Annotated in this window: 22 protein-coding genes; 3 read left to right on the top strand and 19 right to left on the bottom strand. The window is 68.5% G+C overall.

The window, feature by feature from the left end:
• Nucleotides 1-598: 598 nt before the first annotated feature.
• The 16 genes from ACGFK0_RS24750 to ACGFK0_RS24675 form a co-directional block, all read right to left on the bottom strand.
• On the bottom strand, nucleotides 599-2740 hold the full coding sequence (locus tag ACGFK0_RS24750) for a hypothetical protein (RefSeq protein WP_392908618.1): 2142 nt from the start codon (nucleotides 2738-2740) through the stop codon (nucleotides 599-601).
• Nucleotides 2741-2828: 88 nt separating this feature from the next.
• The gene (locus ACGFK0_RS24745; protein WP_392908616.1) at nucleotides 2829-3470 is read right to left on the bottom strand and encodes a hypothetical protein; all 642 of its coding nucleotides are present in this window, start codon (nucleotides 3468-3470) and stop codon (nucleotides 2829-2831) included.
• A gap of 376 nt (nucleotides 3471-3846) precedes the next feature.
• Entirely contained in the window at nucleotides 3847-4269 is a 423-nt protein-coding gene (locus tag ACGFK0_RS24740; protein WP_392908615.1) for a hypothetical protein, read from the bottom strand.
• A 154-nt stretch (nucleotides 4270-4423) separates the two neighbouring features.
• The gene (locus tag ACGFK0_RS24735) at nucleotides 4424-4975 is read right to left on the bottom strand and encodes a hypothetical protein (protein WP_392908614.1); all 552 of its coding nucleotides are present in this window, start codon (nucleotides 4973-4975) and stop codon (nucleotides 4424-4426) included.
• A gap of 16 nt (nucleotides 4976-4991) precedes the next feature.
• Nucleotides 4992-5678: a hypothetical protein gene (locus tag ACGFK0_RS24730; protein ID WP_392908613.1), complete on the bottom strand. Its 687-nt coding sequence runs from the start codon at nucleotides 5676-5678 to the stop codon at nucleotides 4992-4994.
• 23 nt (nucleotides 5679-5701) lie between these two features.
• Nucleotides 5702-6307: a hypothetical protein gene (locus ACGFK0_RS24725; RefSeq protein WP_392908611.1), complete on the bottom strand. Its 606-nt coding sequence runs from the start codon at nucleotides 6305-6307 to the stop codon at nucleotides 5702-5704.
• Nucleotides 6304-6876, bottom strand: a complete 573-nt coding sequence (locus ACGFK0_RS24720) for a hypothetical protein (protein WP_392908609.1) — start codon at nucleotides 6874-6876, stop codon at nucleotides 6304-6306. Before ACGFK0_RS24720 ends, ACGFK0_RS24725 begins: the two co-directional genes overlap by 4 nt.
• On the bottom strand, nucleotides 6873-8123 hold the full coding sequence (locus ACGFK0_RS24715; RefSeq protein ID WP_392908607.1) for an MCE family protein: 1251 nt from the start codon (nucleotides 8121-8123) through the stop codon (nucleotides 6873-6875). Before ACGFK0_RS24715 ends, ACGFK0_RS24720 begins: the two co-directional genes overlap by 4 nt.
• Before the next feature lies 1 nt (nucleotide 8124).
• Complete coding sequence (locus ACGFK0_RS24710) at nucleotides 8125-9414, bottom strand: MCE family protein (protein WP_392908605.1); 1290 nt, start codon at nucleotides 9412-9414, stop codon at nucleotides 8125-8127.
• A complete protein-coding gene (locus ACGFK0_RS24705) occupies nucleotides 9414-10652 on the bottom strand; it encodes an MCE family protein (protein ID WP_392908603.1) in 1239 nt (412 codons plus the stop codon). Before ACGFK0_RS24705 ends, ACGFK0_RS24710 begins: the two co-directional genes overlap by 1 nt.
• A 1-nt stretch (nucleotide 10653) precedes the next feature.
• A complete protein-coding gene (locus ACGFK0_RS24700) occupies nucleotides 10654-11736 on the bottom strand; it encodes an MCE family protein (protein ID WP_392908601.1) in 1083 nt (360 codons plus the stop codon).
• Entirely contained in the window at nucleotides 11733-12800 is a 1068-nt protein-coding gene (locus ACGFK0_RS24695) for an MCE family protein (RefSeq protein WP_392908599.1), read from the bottom strand. Before ACGFK0_RS24695 ends, ACGFK0_RS24700 begins: the two co-directional genes overlap by 4 nt.
• Nucleotides 12797-14077: an MCE family protein gene (locus tag ACGFK0_RS24690; protein ID WP_392908597.1), complete on the bottom strand. Its 1281-nt coding sequence runs from the start codon at nucleotides 14075-14077 to the stop codon at nucleotides 12797-12799. The genes ACGFK0_RS24695 and ACGFK0_RS24690 overlap by 4 nt, the downstream gene beginning before the upstream one ends.
• A 1-nt stretch (nucleotide 14078) precedes the next feature.
• Nucleotides 14079-14915: an MlaE family ABC transporter permease gene (locus ACGFK0_RS24685; RefSeq protein WP_392908595.1), complete on the bottom strand. Its 837-nt coding sequence runs from the start codon at nucleotides 14913-14915 to the stop codon at nucleotides 14079-14081.
• A gap of 1 nt (nucleotide 14916) precedes the next feature.
• Entirely contained in the window at nucleotides 14917-15705 is a 789-nt protein-coding gene (locus ACGFK0_RS24680; RefSeq protein WP_392908593.1) for an MlaE family ABC transporter permease, read from the bottom strand.
• On the bottom strand, nucleotides 15692-16690 hold the full coding sequence (locus ACGFK0_RS24675) for an ABC transporter ATP-binding protein (protein WP_392908591.1): 999 nt from the start codon (nucleotides 16688-16690) through the stop codon (nucleotides 15692-15694). Before ACGFK0_RS24675 ends, ACGFK0_RS24680 begins: the two co-directional genes overlap by 14 nt.
• A gap of 471 nt (nucleotides 16691-17161) precedes the next feature.
• On the opposite strand from ACGFK0_RS24675, the gene ACGFK0_RS24670 reads away from it, so the two are divergent.
• On the top strand, nucleotides 17162-18385 hold the full coding sequence (locus ACGFK0_RS24670; RefSeq protein WP_392908589.1) for a helix-turn-helix domain-containing protein: 1224 nt from the start codon (nucleotides 17162-17164) through the stop codon (nucleotides 18383-18385).
• Between the two features lie 51 nt (nucleotides 18386-18436).
• On the opposite strand, the gene ACGFK0_RS24665 is transcribed toward ACGFK0_RS24670, so the two are convergent.
• Both ACGFK0_RS24665 and ACGFK0_RS24660 read right to left on the bottom strand, forming a co-directional pair.
• Nucleotides 18437-18817 (bottom strand): nitroreductase family deazaflavin-dependent oxidoreductase, encoded by a 381-nt coding sequence (locus ACGFK0_RS24665; protein WP_392908587.1) that lies wholly within the window; start codon nucleotides 18815-18817, stop codon nucleotides 18437-18439.
• Nucleotides 18818-18849: 32 nt separating this feature from the next.
• A complete protein-coding gene (locus ACGFK0_RS24660; RefSeq protein WP_392908585.1) occupies nucleotides 18850-20313 on the bottom strand; it encodes a flavin-containing monooxygenase in 1464 nt (487 codons plus the stop codon).
• A gap of 82 nt (nucleotides 20314-20395) precedes the next feature.
• On the opposite strand from ACGFK0_RS24660, the gene ACGFK0_RS24655 reads away from it, so the two are divergent.
• Nucleotides 20396-21040 (top strand): TetR/AcrR family transcriptional regulator, encoded by a 645-nt coding sequence (locus ACGFK0_RS24655; protein WP_392908583.1) that lies wholly within the window; start codon nucleotides 20396-20398, stop codon nucleotides 21038-21040.
• Here ACGFK0_RS24655 and ACGFK0_RS24650 read toward each other — a convergent pair.
• Nucleotides 20991-21671, bottom strand: a complete 681-nt coding sequence (locus tag ACGFK0_RS24650) for a TetR/AcrR family transcriptional regulator C-terminal domain-containing protein (RefSeq protein WP_392908581.1) — start codon at nucleotides 21669-21671, stop codon at nucleotides 20991-20993. The two genes, ACGFK0_RS24655 and ACGFK0_RS24650, sit on opposite strands and share 50 nt — an antisense overlap.
• Before the next feature lie 110 nt (nucleotides 21672-21781).
• Here ACGFK0_RS24650 and ACGFK0_RS24645 point away from each other — a divergent pair, with 110 nt between their 5' ends.
• Nucleotides 21782-22888, top strand: a complete 1107-nt coding sequence (locus ACGFK0_RS24645; RefSeq protein WP_392908838.1) for a ferritin-like domain-containing protein — start codon at nucleotides 21782-21784, stop codon at nucleotides 22886-22888.
• Nucleotides 22889-22951 lie beyond the last annotated feature (63 nt).

Raw genomic sequence — 22951 nt, 5'->3', positions numbered from 1 at the left:
GGTTGGCCGCCGAAGCGGAGGACGCCATGCCGAAGGTGAGCAATGCAGCGGCGGCCACGGCGGGAAGCGCGAGCCGGGAACTGCGTCTCCGGAAACGAGTGAACTTCACCAGTCCATCCTTTCTTCTTGCCGGGAGAAACGGACACTGAGCGCCGGACGGCCACAGCGTGATCCCAGCCGACGCGGAACCGTAAAGCGGATCCTCGACGAGAAAGATCCTCGATTCCCAACCGGAGAGTAATACCGAAACAATGACGGTTCAATACGCCGCAACGCTCGAATGTGAAGATTTTTTCACTTTGTTAGCAAATATCAAGAATGGACATCCCAAGAGCAGTCGATATTGTCACCGAACGCATATCGTCGGGGGTGTGCACAACCCTTACCCAAGGCTCGTTCAGTCTTGCCCCTGGGCCATGTCGAGAATGGAGCAGGGGAGCTACCGGGCTCGCCGCAGGCCGGTGACAGCCCGCGGCGAGCCGGCCTGACCATACCGCCGCCCGGGGTGGTGCGGGCGACGGTGCGGTCGGTCTTGGAGCCGATCTGCGCGGAAGTCGGAAGGCACTGGGGCACGCGCCCACGCGACGCACCTGGCCGGTCAGGGCGAAGTGATCTGCTGCTCCGGACTGAAGGCGAAATTGCCCTCCTGCAAAGTGAAGGCATCTGCGAAATTCATGAAATTGAATCCAGGAATTTGACAGGTCGACTTCACCGTCGGCCTCAACGTCTGAGATTTCATGGAGAAGACGCCGTTGCTGTAAGTTCCAATGATCTCCCCCGGACGTTCGTACTTGGCCACGGGGTTGAAAATGCTGTCCAGCACCGCGTCGCCTATCCGCAGCGAGCATTTCTTGCCTTCTCCGACATCAACGGTCGCGTTAAGGACTACCCCGTTAATCTTCATCTGCGGATTGCCGCCGCCGACATCAGTGAACATGTTCAGCCACAACGAGCCGTCCTGGGTGGCTTCGCCCACTACTGGATAGACGGAGCGATCTGACGCCTCGACCTCGCAGCCATCGAGGGACATGTCGCCCTTGCCCAGCCTGAAACGCGACTGCCAGTGCCCACGGTCCATCTGGAGCCGCATGGTCGCCGAATCACACCTGAACTGGCCCTGGAACCGGCCACTGGTGTCGTTCTTGGTCAGGACGAACGGCTCTGCAACCGCGGTGACGTCCCCACCCGGATATACGGTAAATTTTTCAGGAAGTGGACCCGCACCGTTCACGCATTGATTGTTGGCCAGGATGTTGCACCATCTTCCTGATTCCAGATTCGCATAGTTGCCGCCCCCCGAAACGCTGGCCGTAAGAATCGGACTGAGGTCTTCAGTTACTCCACATCCGGAGAAGGGGGGAATCTCTACATCCTCGGCTATGAGCGGCTGCCCCTCATAGTATTGCGTTGTTCCAGTTCTTTCATTCCCCATGAATCCATTAGCCGAAAGCAGAGTCGGACCTGTCATGCATTCATCACCCAGATCGAGGGGAACTCCATTCACCTCGGCCTGGCCCGCTTTGATTCGAATGTATGCACTGGCCGCGATCTCCTGCCTTTTGACAGTCGGATCCGGTAGGGCCATATCCCATCGGAGCCGCTGGAGAATCCGCAGGTTACCAGTGATCGGGTCAGCCTCCCCGCCCCCCGGCGCACCGATCTGAACGGCGTTCGCCACGGCGCGTGTCGGCATGAAACCGAAACCCAGCATAGTGGCGGGAGTCGGGTAGGTGCGGTTGACGAAATATCCGCGATACTCCTGGTAGTTCGGCCCAAAGAACCCATTGCCAACATAACTTTCGGTCAGCGCCCGCGCATTGTTTTCAACGGCAATGGGAGCAGCGTTCCCGACCTTCTTGATATTGAAGAATCCCGTGGCTTTGATGCAGTACATAAGCCCGGCCCCGTAGCGGGGGAATATGCTGCTCGGAGTTGGCGGGGACTCATATATCTCCGCCAGTTCCAGTTCGGGATCGTAGTTGATGGCATATCGCGGGTCTTCACCCCGACCGGGGATTACCTTGCACAATCCCTCCTGAGCAGCGGCGGCCTGACGGGTCGGCGCGCTCGACGCGCCGGGAGCCGAGGCCCCTCTCGCACGTCCCACCCGTACGGTTCCGAGCACCGCTTCCTTCTCCGTCACGCAATGCAGCGCAAGCTCCGCCGTGTCCTTCCCCGTGGTCGTGTCACCCGGCACCAGTGACAGGGCCATTTCCCTGGCAGACCATGAGAGCCCACCCGGCGATCCGGGGACCACCGGCGGCGCCACCCCGCTGCCGGTCAGGTGCACGGCTCCGTCACCGCGTGCCGGTGCGGCCGCCAGAGCGAAGGCCGGCCACCCGCCGCGACGATCGCCGCCGGGCTCGTGGACGGCGACTTGGATCTCCGCGACCCCTCCGATCGCGGTGGACGCCGCGGGCGATGGGGCGAGTCCCGTCACCGGTGGTGTCGAGGCTCCATTCGGGGAAGTCGCCGAAACTTCCTTTAGCAGCTCTGGAGGGAGACCGACGTCGACCTTGATCGTGCCCAGCTGGATCGGCTGGCCAACGGCCCCGGACGACGGAACGGTCGTTTCGATCCGCAACGTCACTTTGTGCGTTCCGGCCTTACCGGAGCAAACGAGCCCCATATCCGCACCGAGGTCCGCCATCGCCGCCGGAACGGCCACCAAGGCACCGCCGCTCACGGTCAGGGCCGCGATCGCCGCGATGCGCGCGACGCCTCTGAACACCTGGTGCATGTCACATCCTTGATCTACGGGGGAACCGCACCCGGGCGGCGAGCGCCCGGGTGCGGCTTCGGCAAGGGCCGTGCCCTCACCTCATGAGTTACATCGTCTGCCCCGGGTTCAGGGCGAGCTTGCCATTGAGCGTGACCGTGTCGCCCGGGTTGATCAGGCTGGTGGGGCAGCCGGCCGGGGGAGCCGGGGTGGCGGTCTGCACCGATAGGTCGTTGGCGCCTCCCACCGGCAGCTCGAGCATGCTGCTGCCTCCAGCGGTCGTGGGGTTGGTGTGCACGCCCGCGATCTTTCCGCCCGTACCGCCCGGGCCCGTGATCACTGCCGTGCACGGGACGCTGGGAGCGTCGAGCTGGAACTTGACGCCGGTCAGCTCGCCGATCGTCGTCGTTGCCGTGCCCAGGTCCGTGACGTCCAGGAACCACGGCAGGCCCTGAGGCGTCACTGTGGTCGGGATACTGCCGTTGGCCACGCATCCGGAGAAGCTGATGCTGGTCACCGTGGCGATGTTGTCGCCGGGCACATTGGTGCCGCCCTTCACGCTGCCCTCGGCCGTCACCGATGAGCAGACCAGGACCGCCCCGGTCTGATTGTCGAGACCCGCGATCGGACCGACGTTGGTCGCGATGACATTGCCGCCGGGGCTGACGCTGGGGACGACGGGGTAGGCGACCGCGGAGGCAGGGACCGTGGCGAGGGCGGCGACCGCAGCCGCGGCCGCAGCCGTGGTCACGGCCTTTCGGGTGATTTTTCGCATGTCAGTTGTTTTCCCTTCAGGGGGGTGTCTTCTTCTACTCGTAGGGACACTGACCGCGTTCTACAGAACGGACTCCTCCGGGTTGACGGGAGCAGAACCCCGGAAGCCGAACTTCTTCAGCTCCATCGCAAGACCACCCAGCCCTGCCGTACTCATATCGGAATATACCTGCCAGTAGTGCACCTCTCAAGAGCCAATCCAGACATTTCCTCGGCCCCACAGAAGTCGTCACTGCCGATTGTCAATCGATTAGCATTCAAGCACTATTCATTTGTCATCGACTTACAGTCATCTCGGCCGACTCGGTAGTTGTGCGTTACCAGGCCATTCGACGGCCTTCCAGGAGCCCGGCCTAGGAGATCTCATACTGAGCCACGAACCGGAAATCGTCGCCCGGGGCGATCATCGGGGGGCAGGAGCTGTTCGACACCTCAAGGTCGTCGTCATCCAGGTTTAGAATGCTCGGAGAGCCGCTCGTATAGGTACCGGAGACATCTCCGGGCGAGATGATCGTTGCGGTGCACGGCACGGAGGGCATGTTCAGCGTGAGGCTGACACCCGCTAGTTCGCCCAGGGGGCTGCCCGCGGTGAAGACCCATGGCAGGTTCGTGGCAACCACCTGCGCGGGGATAGACCCGTTGGCCACACACCAGTCGTTGACCTCGCCGGGCGAGGAGAAGGACACGAAGGGTGGACTAGGGGGGCTCGGCGCGGAGCCGGCGAGTGTCGACGACTGGCAGGTCAGTACGAACCCGGTCGAGATGTCATAGGTCACAACGGTCTGGGTGTTTTGCCCTACGATGAAAGTGGCGAATGCCGGACGGCGCTGAGTGTGACGGTGGCGGCAGTAGCCGCGATGGCGGTCAAGGCCCTTTGCGCGAACCTTCGCATATCGATCTTCCTCCGTTTCCGTATCCGGCCCTGTGCGGTCAGGCACCGAGGGTGTCGATGGCGGTGATCTTCCATTTGCCGTCGGTGTGGATGGCGTCCACTGCGAAGACTGCGGCGGAGTAACTCGTCTCGTTCTTGTCGGTGCGGGTGTTGCGCTGGTCGGCGAAGACGAGCAGGCGAGCGCGGTCACCGGTCAGTGATTTCACCGCCGAGTTGGTGACCGTTGTGGTTAGCACCTGCTTCTGCTCGGGCGCCTGCTTGCGGACCAACGCGAAAAGCTGGTTGTACTGCTGGACGGCCTTTCCGGTGAGCAGTTCCTGTGCCGCCTTCTCCGTTTTGGCGACGTCCGCGTAGTTGTAGGAGAACACCGTGTTAACGGCCGTGGTGATTTGCCCTCTGACTTCGCTGGTGCGGGCGTTGTCGCTCAGGGCGGCGTTCTCCGCGGAGGCGGCGCCGGTGAGGCTGCTTTCCTGGTCGGCCGCCCAAGCGGCCGTACCGACCAGCGCCATTGTCAGCGCACCGAGGAAGACGACCAGGCGGATGCGCGCGGTGCTGGGAAATACCCGGCCGATGGTGCTGATCGCTGCCATTCGCTTCTCCTCCCCGTCAGGGCGTTCCGGTCGGGGCCTGGCCGAGCGCCGAAAGTTTCCAGCCCGACGAGGTCTTGGTGAGCTGGCCAGCGAAACGCCGGATGTTGTCGGAGGGTTTGCCTTCGGCGCCGGTGATGGTGATGCGGACGGCGGCGATGACCGCCGCCTTTCCGGCCCGGGTGTCGAGTTCGGTGAGCCCGGACTCCAGGATCTTCGCGGAGCTCGTCGTCTCGGCCTTCTTCACCTCGGCCTCCAGGCGCGAGCGGCCCTTGACGATCTCGTCGTAGAGCTTGGCCGTCGTCGAGTCCTGCCAGACCTTCAGACCGGCGTCCACGTTGCGGTGGTCGAGGGTGTTGAGGTTGACGATCGCCTGGTCGGCGGCGGCGAGAACCCTGTCGCGTTCGGCGGCGTAGGCCAGGTCGTCGTTGCCCGCCGCCGCGTTGTACGACCAGCCGAACCACGCGGCCGCGGCCGCCGCGATCAGCGTCACCAGCGAGGCCACCCGGATCAGGGGGTCCCTGGAAAGACGGCGCGGCGCGGGCTCGTCCTTCTTCTCGGACGCGCCGGGCTCGTTCGCGTCCTCGGATGCCTTAACCTCGTCCGTCTCCTCGGGCTCCGGGGGCGGCGCGGCGTCGTCGGCAGGCTTGGGGACTTCAGCCTCGGCCTCTTCCGCCTTCGGATCGGCGGTCTTGATCTTGGACACCGTGATATCCACCCCTTGTTCCTTCAGGCGGCCCGGAGGTCGCTGATGCGCCAGCCGTTGTCGTTGCGTGCCGTGACGATGAGCTGGGCCGCGATCGGCGGGCCGGTCCGCTTGCCGTCACGGGTGGTCGTCTGGTCGAGCATGACCAGCAGGACCGCCGTTCCGTCGGTGAGCTTGATCAGCCCGGCCTTGGCGACCTTCGTGGTGAGGGAGAGCTTCATGAGCGGCGCGTTCTTCTTCACCAGGCCGAACAGCTTGTGGTACTCGCCGGTGGCGTCGCCGGTGAGCACCTCCTTCGCGGCCCGTTCGGTGGCCGCCGGATCGGTGTAGACGTAAGTGAAGATCCGCGCGATCTTCGCGGAGACGTCCGCGACGACCTTCTCGGTGGCGGCCTTGTCGAGGAGCGCCCGGTTGGCGGCCGGTGAACCATCGCTCCGCTTGTCGGCCCAGCTGTCGACGGCGAAGGCGGACAGGCAGATCGCCAGGGCGAGGGCCACCGGCCACCCCAGCCCGGCGGCCCGCTTGAACGTCGGGGCGAGCGGGCGCAGGGCCGGTCTTGTGCGCGGGATTCGAACGCGTCGCGCCGGGCGTTCCTGCCGGGTCCGCGGTTCCTGTTCGGTGATGCTCACGACCCGCTCCCCTCGGCCGGCTTTCCCCCGGGCGGCAGCGGTTTCAGTTCGCTGACCTTCCAACCGCCGGCGACCCGCTGCATCTTGACCTCATAGCGTTTGCGCTGCTCGGTGCGCCGGCCGTCCTCCCCCGTGGCGTCGGTGAAGATCCGGACGGACGCGATGATGGTCGCCTTGCCTGCGGAGCGGTCGAAGTCGGTGACGGCGAGTGCGGTGATCTTGCCGTGAGAGGCGGCCTTCTGCTTGGCGAATTTCGCGCGTGCGGTGGGCATGTCGTGCTTGAGTGCGTCGTGGAACGGCCCGGTGGCGACGCGCAGCCAATGTGCGAGGTCGAGGTCGGCGCGCTTGGGATCGATGCTGTTGAGCAGCGTGATGTGCTGGACGGCCGTGAGGGTCAACTCGTCCCGCGCGGCGGCGTACTCGTTGTCGGCGCCCCGCCCGGCCTGGAAGAGCGACCAGAGGGACACGCAGAGGAAAACGGTTGCCGCGGCGATCAGCACGTAGCCGACCGGGCGGATCAGCGTGATCGCCCGGGTGGCCGCCTTGCGCGCCGCCGCGGCGCCGATCATCGTGGGCCTCCCAGTCCGAGCAGGCCGCGCAGGTCGGTCGACTGGGCCGGGTCCGCCGGGGCGGACAGCCCGAAGGTGCTGAAGATGTCGGTGACCTCGGTCCTGGTCAGGGATCCCGGCTTGGCCGGCGCCGGAACTCCCTTGCGCGGCGCGTTCGCGGAGCCGCGCACGTTGATGCCGGTGCTCGGGGCCTCGGTGCAGCGGGCGCCGGTGTTGAACGCGGGCGCGGTGGACAGGTCGAGGCCGTTGCGGTAGCGGGTCTTGCCGTAGCCGCGTGTGCAGGGCTGCGGGTTGAAGAACGTGTTCACGAAGCCGACCCGCAGCTTGTCGCCGGACACGATGGTGGACACCATTCCGGCGACTTGCGGCAGCCGGACCAGCAGTTCCTCGATGGCCGCCTGGCGCGGCTCGCCAATGCGCGCCATGGTGAGGAAGTTGGCCAGCAGCCGGCTCAGGTGCGGGTCGAGGTCGCGGAGCAGGCGGGACACCTCGGCCGCCGCGCCCGGACCGGATGCGATGATGTCGCGCAGGTCGGCGTCGGAGTCGCGGAGCTGCCGGGCCAGGAGGCGCGTGTTCAGCGAGAACGACTTGAACGCACCAGACAACTCGTTCTGCGTGCGCAGCACGTCCCCGCCGTTGTGGATGAGTGCGCGGGTCTCGGGGAAGGCGGAGTCGGACGCCGACACGAACTGGGCGCTGGTGTCGAGGAGCTGCTGGAGGTGCGGCCCCTGCCCGGCGAACGCCAGGCCCAGCTCGTCGATCAGGACCCTGACGTCGTTCAGCGGAAGCGACCCGGCGAGGTCGTTGAGGCTCTTGAGCGTCTCGTTCACCGGGGCCGGTGTGGTGGTGGCGCTCCGCGGGATCGTGGCGCCCTGGGCCAGGTAGGGGCCGGATTCACTCCGCGGCCGTAGGTCGACGTACTGCTCGCCCACGGCGGAGCGGTTGGCGACTACCGCTTGCAGGCTCGACGGAACTTCCGGCGCGGAGTTCTCAATGTGGAGTTCGGCGATGACGCCGTCGTCGCTCAGGTCGAGCTTGCCGACCTCGCCGATGGTGACGCCGCGGTAGGAGACCGCCGACCCCTCGAAGAGGCCGCCGGTGGTCGGCAGGTCGAGCTTGACGGTGTAGTAGCCGCGCATCCCGACGTAGCGTCCGAGGTCGGCGTAGTTGACACTGACGTAGCCGACCACGGCCAACGCGATCATGATGAATGCGACGATCTTGATACGGGTGCCCAGTGTCAGCATGTCACTCGCCCTCCCCGAGCGTCGGCAGCGGAAGAGGAGGCGCATCGCCGGGGGTACCGGAGCCTCCCGGCGGCGGCGCCTGCGGTACGACCTGCCGCGGCGCCTCCGGCGTCGGCGCGGCCGGCGCGTTCAGTTCCTGGCCGCCGCCCGTGCTGGGGCATGGTGGCGGCTGCAGCCCTGGGAGCTCCTCCGCGGCCAGTGCGCGGGCCGCCGCCTCCTGCCCGCCGCCCTCCTGCCTGGTGCGCTTCTGCTCGTCGTCCTCCTCATCGATGCCGTCGAACGGCCCCTCCTCTGCCACCGGCGGGACGACGCAGTTGAACCCCTCGGCGGCGACGATGGTCATGTAGCCGTTCAGGTAGTCGCCCTTGACGGCCTTGAGCGCCTCGTCGGTGAACGGGAAGGTGAGCAGCACCTCCAGCGACTTCGGCAGGTCGCGGCCGGCGTCGGCGAGCTTGCGGAGGATGACGGCGAGGGAGCGCAGGTTCGCGGCCGTGTCGTCCTTGCTGGCGTTGATCGTCTTGACGGCGACGTCCGACAGCTTCTCCAGCTCGCGCAGCATCTCCACGAGCTGCCCGCGTTGGTCTTCCAGGACCTTCAGGCCCGGCGAGAGGTCGTCCAGGACCGTCTCGACCTGCCCGTTGCGGGACCGCACCGTGGACGACAGCCGGTTGAGCCCGTCCAGCGCGTCGGTGATCGACTTGCGGTTGCGGTTGAGGGTGCTGGTCAGCTCGTTGAGGTTGCGCAACGCGGACCGGATCGAGTCCTCCCGGCCGCCGAGCGCCTTGTTGAGCTCCTTGTTGATCGTCCGGATCTGCGGGAGCCCGCCGCCCGACAGCAGCAGCGACAGCGCGCCGAAGACCTCCTCGACGTCGGCGTTGCGGGACGTGCGGGCCACCGGGATCGTGGCGCCATCGGTCAGCGGCTGGGCGGACGGCGCGGCGGGGGCCGCCAGCTCGATGTACTTCTCCCCCAGCAGGCTCGACTGCTCCAAGTTCGCGGTGGCGTTCACCGGGAGCCGCACGTCGCCGTTCACGATCAGCGTGACCACGGCGTCCCACGACCCCTTCGGCAGAGACACCTCCTTGACCCGCCCGACCGGAACGTCGTTGACCCGGACAGCCGCCTGCGGGACGAGGTTCAGCACGTCCTCGAACTGCACCTTCACCGTGTACGGGTGGTCGCCGAGGTCCGCGCCGCCCGGCAGCGGGATGTCCTCGACCTGCATCGAGCACCCCGCCGCCAGGACGGTCGCGGCCACGCAGACCGCCATCACCTTCGCGGGTACGCGCATCAGCGGCCTCCCTCGTCGCCGGTGCCGGCGTAGGTCCGGCCCGCGGGCGGCAGCGGCAGCGGCGGGACGCCGCCCGTCCGCGACGGCGGGACGGCGGTCAGCCCGGACGTGCGCAGCCGTTCGCACTGCTCGCGGATCGTCCGGGTCGCCGACGCCGCCGCGGCGCACAGCGGGCTGGCGTTGGCGGCCGGTGGGTCGACGCCCGGCTGGTCGAGGCTGCCGAACGCCATGGTGATCTCCAGCAGGTTGCCGCGGGCCATCAGCGAGCGGGTCTTCGGGTCGTAGGCGTTCAGCGCGTTCTGCGCCACCAGGGGCGCCGTGTCGAGGATCTCGGCGAGGGACGCGCGCTGGTCGACGAGGACCTGCGTGATCTCGGCGAGCTTGTCGACGTTGCCCTTGAGCGCTTCGCGGTTGTCGGCGATGAACTGCTTCACCTCGCCGAGCGCCCGCGCCAGGCTCGCCAGGGCCGCGCCGAGTTCCTGCCGGTCGGCGGCGAGGAAGCCGCTGACCTCGGCGAACTGGTTCTCGACCAGCCGGATCTGCTGCTCGTTGTCGCGGAGCATCACGCTGAACTTGTTGAGGTTGGCGACCGTGGCGTACAGGTCGCCGCTGGAGTCGGAGAGCGTCTGGGACGCCTTGCCGAGGTCGGCGATCGTGGTGTTGAGCAGCTTGCCGTTGCCGCCGAGGTTGGCGGCGCCGACGCTGATGACGTCCGACAGCGCGCCCTGGGCGTTCAGCCCCTGCGGCCCCAGATCGTTCGCGAACGTGCGCACGGCGGTGTAGAGCTGGTCGAGTTCGAGCGGCGTCGCGGTGCGGCTCACGTCGATCGAGGCGCCGGCCGCCATCTTCGGCCCGCCGCTGTAGGCGGGGTCGAGCTGCACGTACCGGTCGGAGACGAGGTTCGGGGCGATCACGACGGCGCGGGCGGCGGCGGGGACGTCCACGTCCTCGTCCACGGTCATGTCGACCTTGACCCGGGTCCCCTGCGGCTCGATGGCGTCGATCGAGCCGACCTTCACGCCCAGGACGCGCACGTCGGAGCCGGGGTAGACGCCGATGGCGGTGGCGAAGTAGGCGGTGATCCGGCGTCCGGGGCCGTCGGTCAGCATCGGTATCAGCGCGATTCCGACGAGGACGACGAAGATCACGATGGTCGCTTCGAACACCATCGCCTGCCGGTCCCGCGTGACCGACGGCAGCCGGGGCAGTTTCACGGTGCGTGTCGGGGACGACGCCATGTCACCGGCCTCCCGTCAGGTGCGGCGGCTCGCAGCCCTTCACGGGCGGCGTCCATCTGCCGTTCTCCAGGTACTCCTTGGGGACGGTGCCGCAGAGGTAGCCGTCGATCCAGCGGCCGTTGCCCGTCGTGTTGCCGACGAGGCGCAGGTAGGGCGCGGCGGTCTCCAGGGTGCGGTCCAGGTTCTTCTGGTTGCGTTCGAGGAGGTCGGTGACCATGTTCAGGGAGGCGAGCGTCGGGCCGAGGGTCCGCCGGTTGTCGTCGACGAGGCCGACGAGTTCGTCGGCGAGGTCCCGGGTGCCGACGAGCATCGCGTGGATCGCCTGGCGTCGTCTGCGGAGTTCGGCGAGCAGCAGGTTGCCGTCCTCGAACAGCGTCTCGAACTGGTCGTTCTGCGCGGCGATCGTGCCCGACAGCTTCTTGGTCCCGGCGAGGAGCTGCGCCAGTTCGGCGTCCCGGGACGCGATCGTCTTCGACAGCGACGACAGGCCCGTGAGCGCGACGCGGACGCTGGCGGGGGTGTCCTCGAACGTCGTGGCGATCGTCTCCAGGCTCGCCGCCATCGAGGCCGTGTCGAGCTGCTCGAACGTCCGCCCGAGGTCCTGGAACGCGTTCGTCACGTCGTAGGGGGCGATGGTGCGCTCCAGCGGGATCGGCCGGTCCGGGTCCTGCTCACGCGCGCCGAGCGGGTCGAGCTGGAGGTACTTCGACCCCAGCAGCGTCTTGATCATGATCATGGCCCGGGTGGAGTCGCCGACCCAGGTGTCCTTCACCCGGAAGGTGACCTTGACCTTGTCGCCCTCCAGCTCGACGCCGGTGACCTTGCCGACCTTCACGCCCGCGACACGGACCTCCTGGTCGGGCTTCAGCCCGGCGGCCTCGGAGAAGTACGCGTCGTAGGTCGTCCCGCCGCCGATGATCGGCAGGTCGTCGGCGCGGAAGGCCAGCAGGCCGAGCACCAGCAGCAGCACGAGGCCGATGATCGACACGGGGATCGGGTTGCGCTCGCGCAGCGGCTTCAGCCGCGGCCTGCCCTTCTTGGGCCGCGGCAACGCGCGGGGCAGCGGCGGGGTCGGGGGTGTCATCCGCGGCACCTCTCCTGCGCGTCTTCCGAGATCGGGATGCCGGTCGGCGGCGGCTTGCCCGACAGATCCGAACCGGCATAGTGGACGCCGATCAACGTGACCTCGCACTGGTAGAAGTTCATCCACGACCCGTAGGAGGCCAGCCGGCCGAACGTCCGCAGCTTCGTGGGCGTCCGCTCCAGGAAGCGCTCCAGCAGCGGCGCGTCCCGGTCGAGGTTGTCGCTGAGGCGGCCGAGCTGGACGATGTCGTCCTTCAGCGGGTCCCGCGCGACCTGCAGCAGCCCGGCGGTCGCCGACGTCAGGTCGGCGATCGACGCGATCGCCTCACCGATCGGCTTGCGGTCGGCGGCCAGCCCCGAGGTGAACTGGCGGAGCGTCGTGACCAGGTCGACGAGCTGCCGATCTCGCGAGTTGACCGTCTGGACGACGCTGTTGAGGTTGGTGATGACCTGGCCGATCACCTCGTCCTTGGCGGCGAGGGTGCTGGTCAGCTGCCCGACCGTGCGCAGCAGGCTCTCGATCGTTCCGGCCTCGCCCTGGAGCACCTTCACGATGGACTCGGAGAGCTTGTTGGCGTCCCCGGGCGACAGCGCCTGCATCAGCGGCTGGAAACCCCGGAAGAGCTGGGTCAGGTTGAGCGTCCCGGACGTGTTCTCCACCGGGATCGTCCCGCCGGGTTTCAGCGTCGCGCCGGGCGGGCCGGTGCCCTGGTCGAGGGCGATGTAGCGTCCGCCGACGAGGTTGAGGTACTTCACCGCGGCGGTCGCCGACGCGGGGATGTCCCGGTCGCGGTCCACCTCGAACGTGACCAGCGCGAGCCGCCGGTCGGTCACCTCGATCTCCTCGACCTGGCCGACCTCGACGCCCGCGATCCGGACGCCGTGGCCCGGATGCAGCCCGGCCACGTCGGTGAACTTGGCGTGGTAGGTGACGCGGTCGCCGCTGGTGGCGCCGGTGATGCTGGACGCCAGCAGCCCGGTCGCCAGCACCGTCACCACGATGAAGATCAGCGAGCTGGTGAAGGGGAACGCCATCCCCTTCAGGCCCTGGCCGGTGAGCCTCACTTGACCGTCACCTCCGTGCCCCGGTAGATCGGCCCGACGAGCACGCTGGACCAGTCCGGCAGTTCCTCTGGCACCTCGTCGACCGAGGGGCCGGCCAGCTCGTTGACCAGATCGTTCTCGGACGCGGAGTTGGCGGGTCCGAGGCCGCCGCCGACGGCGCCGCCCTCCCCGGGGACACCGCCGGCCGGGAGCACCTTCGTCTCCCCGCCGCCGCTCGGCAGGTACGGGACGCTCGGGCACCGCGGGCCGCCGCCCGCGCCGTACCGCGGCGTGTCCACACCCGGCTTGTAGTCGCCCTTGTGCGGGACGGGCACGATGATGCCGTGGACGCCGTGCTCGTCGGTGCCCTTGCCGAGGACCCGGTTCATCGCCGGGACGAAGTCGGCCAGCGTCCGGAACGTGCAGGGCGCGGCCGGGGCGTAGCGGCGCAGCAGGTCCAGGCTGGGCCTGCTCGCCGTCGCCAGCTCGATGATGTTGCCCGAGTTGGCGTCCAGGAAGTCTTCGAGGTCGGCGGACGAACCCGACACCGCGTCGTACAGGGCGGAGATCGCGGTGCGCTGCTCGACGACCGTGCGGCTCGTCACCGTCAGGTCCGTGAGGGCCTGCAGCAGGTTGGGCGCGGCGTCGGACGCGTGCTGGGAGAACTCCGCCAGCTCGGCGAGGTTCTTCGCGAGCTCCGGCACCTCCGGGTTGAACTTGCGGAGGAACGCGTCGAGCTGCTCGAAGTTGTCGCCGATCTGTTCGCCGCGCCCCTCCAGCGCCCTCGACATCGCGTTCAGCGTCGCCGACAGCTTCGCCGGCTGGACGGTGTTGAGCAGGTCCATGGTGTTGTTGAGCAGCTGGGACAGCTCCACCGCGTTCCCGCTGCGGTCCTCGGAGATCACGTCGCCCTCCGCGATGGGAGGCGCCTGCGTACCGGGCGGTGCGGCGAGCGACACGAACCGCGCGCCGAACACCGTCGTCGGCAGCAGCATCGCGCTGACGTTCGACGGGACGAGGTCGGTCATCTCCGGTTTCAGCGCCAGCTCCAGCTCGGCGCCGGCCCCGTCCGCCCGGATCGAGCGGACCTCGCCGACGACGACGCCGCGGACCTTCACGTCCGCGAGCGGGTGCATCTCGTGCCCGGCCGTCCCGGTGCGCAGGGTCACCATCGTCGACTCGGTGAACCGCTTGTTGTAGATCGCGATCGACAGCCAGATCAGCAGTGCCGGGACCAGCAGGAACGCCACTCCGGCCAGCCGCCGCCCGACCACGTCCATGGTGCCGCGTCTCGCCATGTCAGCCCGTCACCTTCACGGTCGTCGTCGCGCCCCAGATGGCGAGGCTGATGAAGAAGTCCGTCACGGAGATCAGCACGATCGCGGTGCGGACCGCGCGGCCGACGGCGATGCCCACGCCGGCGGGGCCGCCGACCGCGCGGTAGCCGTAGTAGCAGTGCGCCAGCACCACCATGACGCTGAAGATCAGCACCTTGACGAACGACAGCACCACGTCCTCGGGGGCGAGGAAGATGTTGAAGTAATGGTCATAGGTCCCGGCGGACTGCCCGTTGAACCAGAGCGTCACCTGTCTGGACGCCAGGAACGAGCTGAGCAGCCCGATCCCGTACAGCGGCACGATCGCGACGGTGCCCGCGATGATGCGGGTCGTCACCAGGTACGGCAGGGACGGGACGCCCATGCCCTCCAGCGCGTCGATCTCCTCGTTGATCCGCATCGCGCCGAGCTGCGCGGTGAAGCCCGCGCCGACCGTCGCCGACAGCGCCAGCCCCGACACCAGCGGCGCGATCTCGCGGGTGTTGAAGTACGCCGACACGAACCCGGTGAACGCCGACGATCCGATCTGGTCGAGCGCCGCGTACCCCTGGAGGCCGACGACGACGCCGGTGAACACCGTCATGCCGATCATCACGCCGACGGTGCCGCCGATCACCGCCAGCGCGCCGCTGCCGAACGCGACCTCGCCGAGCAGCCGCAGCGACTCGCGCATGTAGCGGCGCAGGGCGCGCGGCGTCCACAGCAGCGCCTTGACGTAGAAGGTGAGCTGGTCGCCGGGCCGGTCCAGCCACGACACCAGTTTCACCGGCCGGAGCCGGCGGGCACCCGGGATCGCCATGTCAGGCCCCCTTCGGCGGGACGACCTGCAGGTAGATCGCCGTCAGCACGAGGTTGACGAAGAACAGCAGCAGGAACGTGATGACGACCGACTGGTTGACCGCGTCCCCGACGCCCTTCGGCCCGGGTCTCGGGTTGAGCCCGCGGTAGGCGGCCACGACGCCGGCGATGAACCCGAACAGCAGCGCCTTCAGCTCGCTGATGTACAGGTCGGGAAGCTGCGCGAGCGCCGAGAACGAGGCGAGGTAGGCGCCGGGCGTCCCGTCCTGCATCAGCACGTTGAAGAAGTAGCCGCCGGCCACGCCGACGACGGAGACCAGCCCGTTCAGCAGGACCGCCACCGCCATGCAGGCGAGCACCCGGGGGACGACGAGGCGCTGGATGGGCGAGACGCCCATCACCTCCATCGCGTCCATCTCCTCCCGGATCGTCCGCGAGCCGAGGTCGGCGCAGATCGCCGAGCCCGCGGCGCCCGAGATGAGCAGCGCCACGATCAGGGGGCTCGCCTGCTGCACGATGGCGAGCACGCTCGCGCCGCCGGTGAGCGACTGCGCCCCGAGCTGCTTGGCCAGCGACCCGACCTGGAGCGAGATGACGGCGCCGAACGGGATCGACACGAGCGCCGTCGGCAGGATCGCCACCGACGCGATGAACCAGAACTGCTGGATCAGCTCGCGGAGCTGGAAGGGCCGCCGGAACGTCATCGCGACGACGGTCGCGGCGAGCAGGAACAGCCTCCCGACCTGGCGCAGCGCGCCGGCGCCGGGGGCGGTCGTCTCAGGCGCCGCCATGGCCGCCCGCCTCCTGCCGGTCGCGGCGCCCGGCCCAGATGGCCTGCTGCGCGGGATAGGGGAGGTACGGGAGCATCGCGTCGACGCGTTGCGCGTGGCGCTGTTCGCCCCGGCGGGCCGGCATCCCGGGCGTCGGGCGCAGCTGCCGCGGTATCTCGATCTTGCGGCGGCGCGGCGCGGAGGCCGCCGCCGCGGCCGCCTCCGCGGCGAGGGCGGCGGCGTCCTTCTCCTCCGACATGCCGATGGGTCCGCGCGGGTCTCCGTGCAGGAACTGGTCGACGGCCGGCTCGTCGCTGGTCAGCACCGCCTCGCGGGGGCCGAACGCGATCAGGTCGCGGCGGTACAGCATGCCGATGTTGTCGGGGACGGTCGCGGCGATCTCGATGTTGTGCGTGACGATCAGCATCGTCGCGTCGATCCGCGCGTTGACGTCGATGAGCACCTGCGACAGGTAGGCGGTGCGGACGGGGTCCAGACCCGAGTCGGGTTCGTCGCACAGGATGATCTCGGGGTCGAGGACCAGCGCGCGCGCGAGCCCGGCACGCTTGCGCATGCCGCCGGAGAGCTGGCCGGGCAGCTTGCGCTCCTCGCCGGCGAGGCCGACCATCTCCATGCGCTCCAGGACGATGCGGCGGATCTCGGACTCCTTCTTGCGGGTGTGCTCGCGCAGCGGGAACGCGATGTTGTCGAACAGGGACAGCGATCCGAACAGCGCACCGTCCTGGAACATCAGGCCGAACCGCTTGCGGGCCTGGTAGACCCTGCGGTCGGGGTCGTTCACCATGTCGACGCCGTCGACGAGCACGCGCCCCCGCTCGGGCTTGAGGAGCCCGATCAGCGACTTGAGGAAAACCGTCTTGCCGGTGCCCGACGGGCCGAGCAGCACGCTCACCTCACCCTCGGGCAGGGTGAGGGTGACATCGCTCCAAATGGTCTGCGGTCCGAACGCTTTGGACAGCCCTTCGACCACGACTTCAATTCCCAACGACCATCACCACCCATGTCGGCCGGGTCAAGCGAGGACGTTACGGGCCAGTAGACCCGGGGTTCAATAGGGGTCCGCAGGATTCCTGCGGCAATTCAGTAAAAGGCCTTCAGAATTGTCACCGGCTTAGTCTTTGATCTTCTCAGAACCTTCACCGGTGACTACCGGCCGGTAACTTGATGGGGTGCGGGGACGATCCGCCGAGGCCGCCGACCGAGGATTGTCAACGGGACAGCAACCGGACCGCGGTTTTGTCACATCTCGCGCAAGCCGAGCCCTCTGACCGCCGATCCGACCGGGAAGCCTTGTCAGCGGTCACCGGCCACTTTATGTTCGCGGTGTCGTCGATCCCGTCCCCCAGGGTGTCCGCTCCCGCTCGGCACACCCCGCCGGCGCCGCCCGTCCCGCCCCCCGGGACGGGCGGGGCGGCGGCCCGTGCCGGCCGGCCCGTTGCGGAGGTTTCCCATCCCCATGTCGCAGGCACTGGAATTGTCCGAAACAAGCAATAGCGTCTTCTCCGATTTCATCGACCTGCTGCGTTCAGAGCTGCCCGGAGTCACCCAAGAGGTCGTCAACGGGATCCGGGAGTCCATCCCGGAGTACAACCGTCCCGCGGACTCCGCGTACGACCAGATTCTGCGGCTCAGCACCGAGATACTGCTCTCCGCATTTCTGGACAGGGTCGCCGATCCCGGCGCGCCGGCCACCCAGCGCGACGAGACCTGCCGCGCGGTCGGGCAGTTCGAGGCCATCGAGGGACGCAACCTGGACCACCTCCAGGCCGCGTCCCGGATCGCCTTCCACATCGCCTGGCGCCGCACCGTCATCGTCGCCGAACGCGAGCAGATCCCCACGTCGATCGTCTCCAGCACGGTCGACGCGATGCTCGTCTACCTCGAAGAGGCCGTCGCCCAGATCCGGCTCGGGCACCAGCAGGCCACCGGCCACGCCGACGTCCGCCGCCGCGAGGACCGCAAGCGGCTCCTGCACCTGATCCTCCAGCAGCCCGCCGTCGTCCCCGAGGCGATCGAGGAACTCGCCAAGGCGACCTGCTGGTGGCCGCTCCCGGGCGAGGCCACCCTCATCGCCGTGCACCCCGAGGCGCCGTGCACCCGCGCCGCGCTGGACGCCGACGTCCTGGTGGACATGGACTCCGCCGAACCGTGCATGCTCGTCCCCGGGCCGCTCACCGAGGCGCGCCACGCCATGCTGCACGCGGCACTGTCGGACGCGAGCTGCGTCACCGGCCTCACCGTCCCGCTGGAACGGGCGACCCACTCACTGCGCTGGGCGCGGCGCGTCCTCGCCCTCGCCGAGGAGGGCGTCATCCGGGACGGGTCGCTCATCCCGTGCCGGGACCATCTGATGACCATGTGGCTGCTGTCGGACCCGCCGCTCGTCGAGGAGCTCACCCGCCACCACCTCGAACCGCTGCGCGAGATGTCCGACGGGCAGCGCAGGCGGCTGGTCGAGACCCTCGCCGAGGCCGTCACCACCCGGTCGACCGCCGTCGACATCGGCGAACGCCTGAAGATCCACCCGCAGACCGTCCGGTACCGGCTCCGGCAGCTCGAAAGCTACATGGGCGACAGTCTCGACGACGCCGACACCCGGTTCTCCCTCGACGCCACCCTCCGCGCGGTGAGCCTCCGCAACCGCCGCGCCCCGGGGCGCAGGGGCACGTCCCGCGCCTGACCCGGCGCCGCCGCCCGGGGACTCCGACGCTCCGGGGGGGCGGCGCCGTCCCTAGTCCTCGATGTCGGCGACGAGGACGTCCATGTAGCGGGCGGCGTACCGTCCCGCCGACGGGAGTTCCCGTGCCTCGTCCGCGGTGAGCACCCGCGGGTTCGCGACCCGCCGGACGCGTCCGAGCCGCTCCAGCCCGCCGCATCCCTCGGCGAGGAGGTTGCGGACCCAGTCGGTGTCGGCCCCGTACGGCAGCCCGACGATGACGGTCCGGCCGCTGCGGAACGCGGTGACCGGCGTCCGGTACTCCCGCCCCGACCTGCGTCCCTTGTGGACGATCACCGCGAGCGGCGGCACGTAGGGCGCGTAGACCCCCTGGATCCGGTTGGTGAAGACCTTGTTGACCGAACGCATGCCCCGAGGAATCAGCGGTTTGACCATGCCCTCCACCTAACACCCCCCCGTCCGGGGTTCTAGCGGCTGAGGGTGTACTCCTCCGGCTTCGGGTTGCGGGAGTTCGCCCAGAACTCGAAGGTGTGCCCCGGCCAGAGGGTGCGGTTGACGCCCTGGTCGTCCAGGTACCAGCTGCTGCAGCCGCCCTCGTTCCAGACGGCGCGGCGCAGGCGTCGGTGCATGCGGTCGTTGAAGCGGCGGGCGGCGCCGGGCTTCGGCTCGATCGTGCCGGCGCGGTGCTCCTGCAGCAGGCGCAGGCAGCCCAGGACGTGCTGGATCTGCACCTCGATCATGAAGACGACCGAGTTGTGCCCGAGGCCGGTGTTCGGGCCGAGCAGCATGAAGAAGTTCGGCAGCCCCGGGATCGTGGTCCCGCGGTGGGCCTCGATGCCGTTCGCCCAGATCTCCTGGAGCTTGACGCCGCCGCGTCCGGTGACGCGGAGGTCGGTGAGGGCGTCGGTCACCTTGAAGCCGGTGCCGTAGACGATGCAGTCGACCTCGTACTCGCGTCCGTCCGCGGTGACGATCGAGTTCTCCCTGACCTCCGCGATGTCGGAGGTCTCCAGCTCGACGTTGGGACGCGCGAGCGCCGGATAGTAGTCGTTGGACAGCAGGATCCGCTTGCAGCCGATCGTGTAGTCGGGCGTCACCTTGGCGCGCAGCTCGGGGTCGGCGATCTGCTTGGCGATGAGCCGGCGGGCGAGCTGCTCCTGCGGGAGGGACAGCCGCGGGTCGACGGTGAAGCCGACGGCGCGGGCCTCCAGCGCCCAGTAGATGCCGTGCCGGAACGCGCGTGCCGCGCCCGGGACCTTCTCGAACGCCTTGCGGACGGGCGCCGGGATCGACACGTCCGGCTTGGGCTGGATCCACGGCGCCGTCCGCTGGAACACGACGAGGTCGGCGGCCTTCTTCGCGACCTGCGGGACGAACTGGATGGCGGACGCGCCCGTCCCGATGACGGCGACGCGCTTGCCGGTGACGTCGTAGGAGTGGTCCCACTCGGCGGAGTGGAAGGCGGTGCCCTGGAACCGCTCGATGCCGGGCAGGTCCGGGAACGAGGGGACGTGCAGGGCGCCGATGCCGGACACGATGGCCTTCGGTGTGAGGACCGTCCCGTCCGCGAGGGTCACGTTCCAGCGCTTGGCGTCGTCGTCGTACTCCATGGACTCGACGGCCGCGCCGAAGCGGATGTGCTCGCGCACGCGATACTTGTCGGCGGTGCGCTCCATGTAGGAGCGGATCTCGGCCTGCGGCGCGAACATCCGCGTCCAGCCCGGGTTGAGCTCGAAGGAGAAGGAGTACATGTGCGAGGGCACGTCGCAGGCGCAGCCCGGATAGGTGTTGTCGTGCCACGTCCCGCCGAGCGCCTCGCTCTTCTCCAGGACGGTGAAGTCGTGGAAGCCCGCCTGCTTGAGCCGGATCGCCATGCCGAGGCCGGCGAAGCCGGAGCCGATGATGACGATCGCCGGGGCTCGCTCGCTCATAACCCATCCTCTCGCGTAACCTACTTCCAGTAAGTTACCGGGAGTAGGTTACTGACGGTAGGTCCAAGAGAGGGGATTTCCTGTGAGTGACGCCACACGCCGCCGCCCGGTCCGCCGGCGGATGTCGCGCGCCGAGCGCGAGCGGCAGATGCTGGACGTGGCGGAGGACGTGTTCGGCGAGCGCGGCTACCAGGCCACCTCGATGGACGAGATCGCCGAGCGATGCGGCGTCTCCAAGCCGATGCTCTACGAGTACTTCGGCTCCAAGGACGGGCTGCTCGTCGCCTGCGTCGGCCGGTCCAAGGCCGAGCTGCTCGACGTCACCCAGAAGGCCATGGCCGGCGCCGCCACTCCCGAGGACATCCTGTGGCGCGGGATGGTCGCCTACTTCGAGTTCATGGACGCGCACAGCAAGTCGTTCGCGATGCTGCTGCGCGAGCCGATGGCCGCGTCCGCGGAGACCATCGAGGCCGTCGAGTCGACCCGGCGGCAGCAGAGCACGCTGATCGCGGGGGTGCTGGCGATGTTCGCGCCGTCCGCCCCGGCCGGCACGGTCGAGGCCTACACCGAGATCATCATCGGGGCGAGCGAGCGGCTGGCGCAGTGGCGGACCCGGCGCCCCGAGGTGTCGGCGCAGGAGGCGGCCCGCCACATGACCGACTTCTGCCGGAACGGCCTCAGCCCCTATCTGCCGGACGCCGGGGAAGCCGGTCCAGCGCCCCGATGAGCAGGTCGAGGCCGAACTCGAAGTCGGCCTCCGGATCGTGGGTGGCCAGCTCGGACGCGAGCGCGATCACGTGCGGGAACTCGTCCGGGTCGAGGTTCGCCCACGACTCGGCCCCCGTCTCGACGAGGTGGCCGAGCATCTTCGCCATGCCGACCTCGCGCATCTGCGCGCCGAGCGCGTACGCGAGCAGCGCCCGCATGATCCGCACGGCCGTCTCGCCGTCGAACCCGGCCGCGTCCGCCAGGGCGAGGGCGCGCTCGGCCGGCCGCAGCCCGGCCGCGGTGTCGATCCTGTGGGTGAGGACGATCGTCATGCAGCGCGGCTTGTCGTGCGCGATCTTCCGGAAGGCGCGCACGAGGGCCCGCGCACGCTCCTGCCACGGCTCGGACGGGTCGTCGTGCAGTTCCAGGCCCGAGACGACGTGCTCGGCGACCCCCTCCAGCAGCGCGTCCTTGTTCGGCACGTGGTTGTAGAGGGACATGACGGCGACGCCCAGCTCGGCCGCCACCCGGCGCATCGACAGCGCGTCCGCGTCCTCGCGTTCGATCAGCTCGACGGCGGCGAGCACGATGCGCTCGCGGGTGAGCACCGGCCGCGGCTGCGGGGTGTCGGAGGACACATGCCTCGCCATCGGGTGCCGCCCTTTCCCGCCGTTGACATCCATAAGTGCCCCGTGACACGGTACGTACATTGTACGTGAGACGTACACCGTACGTCCGCGCCACCGGGGAGGAGTCGCCCATGTCGACCCACGACCTCTACACCGAGCCCGTCGACACGTCCAGCTGGAACGTGCCCATGGCCGGCGACGCCAGGTTCACCTGGGAGTACGACGACGGCCGCGACCGCCTCCTCGCCCTCTACCAGAAGGGCAAGGACAAGCAGTGGGACTCCACCAAGCGGATCGACTGGGACCTTGAGGTCGACCCGCACAACCCCCTCGGCGTCCCCGACCAGTCCCTCGCCATCTACGGGACCGAGTACTGGGACCGGCTCTCCGACAAGGAGCGCGGCGAACTGCGGCAGCACTCCACGGCCTGGCAGTTCTCCCAGTTCATGCACGGCGAGCAGGGCGCGATGGTCACCGCCGCCCGCATCGTCGAGACGGTCCCCGACCTCGACTCCAAGTTCTACTCCGCCACCCAGACGATGGACGAGGCCCGCCACGTCGAGCTGTTCACCCGGTTCCTGCACGACAAGGTCGGGCTGATCTACCCGATCAACACCAAGCTCCAGGACCTGCTGAACGACACCCTCACCGACTCCCGCTGGGACATGCCCTACCTCGGCATGCAGGTGCTCATCGAGGGCCTCGCGCTCGCCGCGTTCGGCGTCATCCGCGACATCACCACCAAGCCGCTCCCCAAGCAGATCCTCGCCTACGTCATGCAGGACGAGGCCCGCCACGTCGCGTTCGGCCGCCTGGCCCTCCGCGACTACTACAAGCAGCTGTCACCGGCCGAACTCCGCGAACGCGAGGACTTCGTCATCGAGGGCTGCTACCTGATGCGCGACCGCATCCGCGGCCGGGAGATCTGGACCAACTTCGGCATCGACCCCAAAGAGGTCGACGAGATGGTGGAGAACTCCCCCTACATGCGGATGTTCCAGAGCCTGCTGTTCAGCCGCATCGTCCCGTGCGTCAAGGACATCGGCCTGTGGAGCGAACGCATCCAGAAGACCTACGACGACATGGGCGTCCTGGACATGTCCAAGGCCGACCTCGACGCCCTCATGAGCCAGGACGAGGAGATCGCCGACAAGATCGACACCGAGCGCTTCGCCGCGGAGGAGGCCGCCCGCAAGGCCGAAGTCGACGCCGTCATCGCCGACGCCGCGGCGGGCTGAGTACGGTTGGATCCGGTTTCGTCTGCAATCCCAACCGTCCCGGACTCGGACAATCTCGGAGGT

The sequence above is a fragment of the Spirillospora sp. NPDC048823 genome (genome assembly GCF_043198445.1).
Taxonomy (GTDB): Bacteria; Actinomycetota; Actinomycetes; order Streptosporangiales; family Streptosporangiaceae; genus Spirillospora.
Note: the sequence above shows the minus strand (reverse complement) of the source record. Positions and strands in the feature narration are given on the sequence as shown.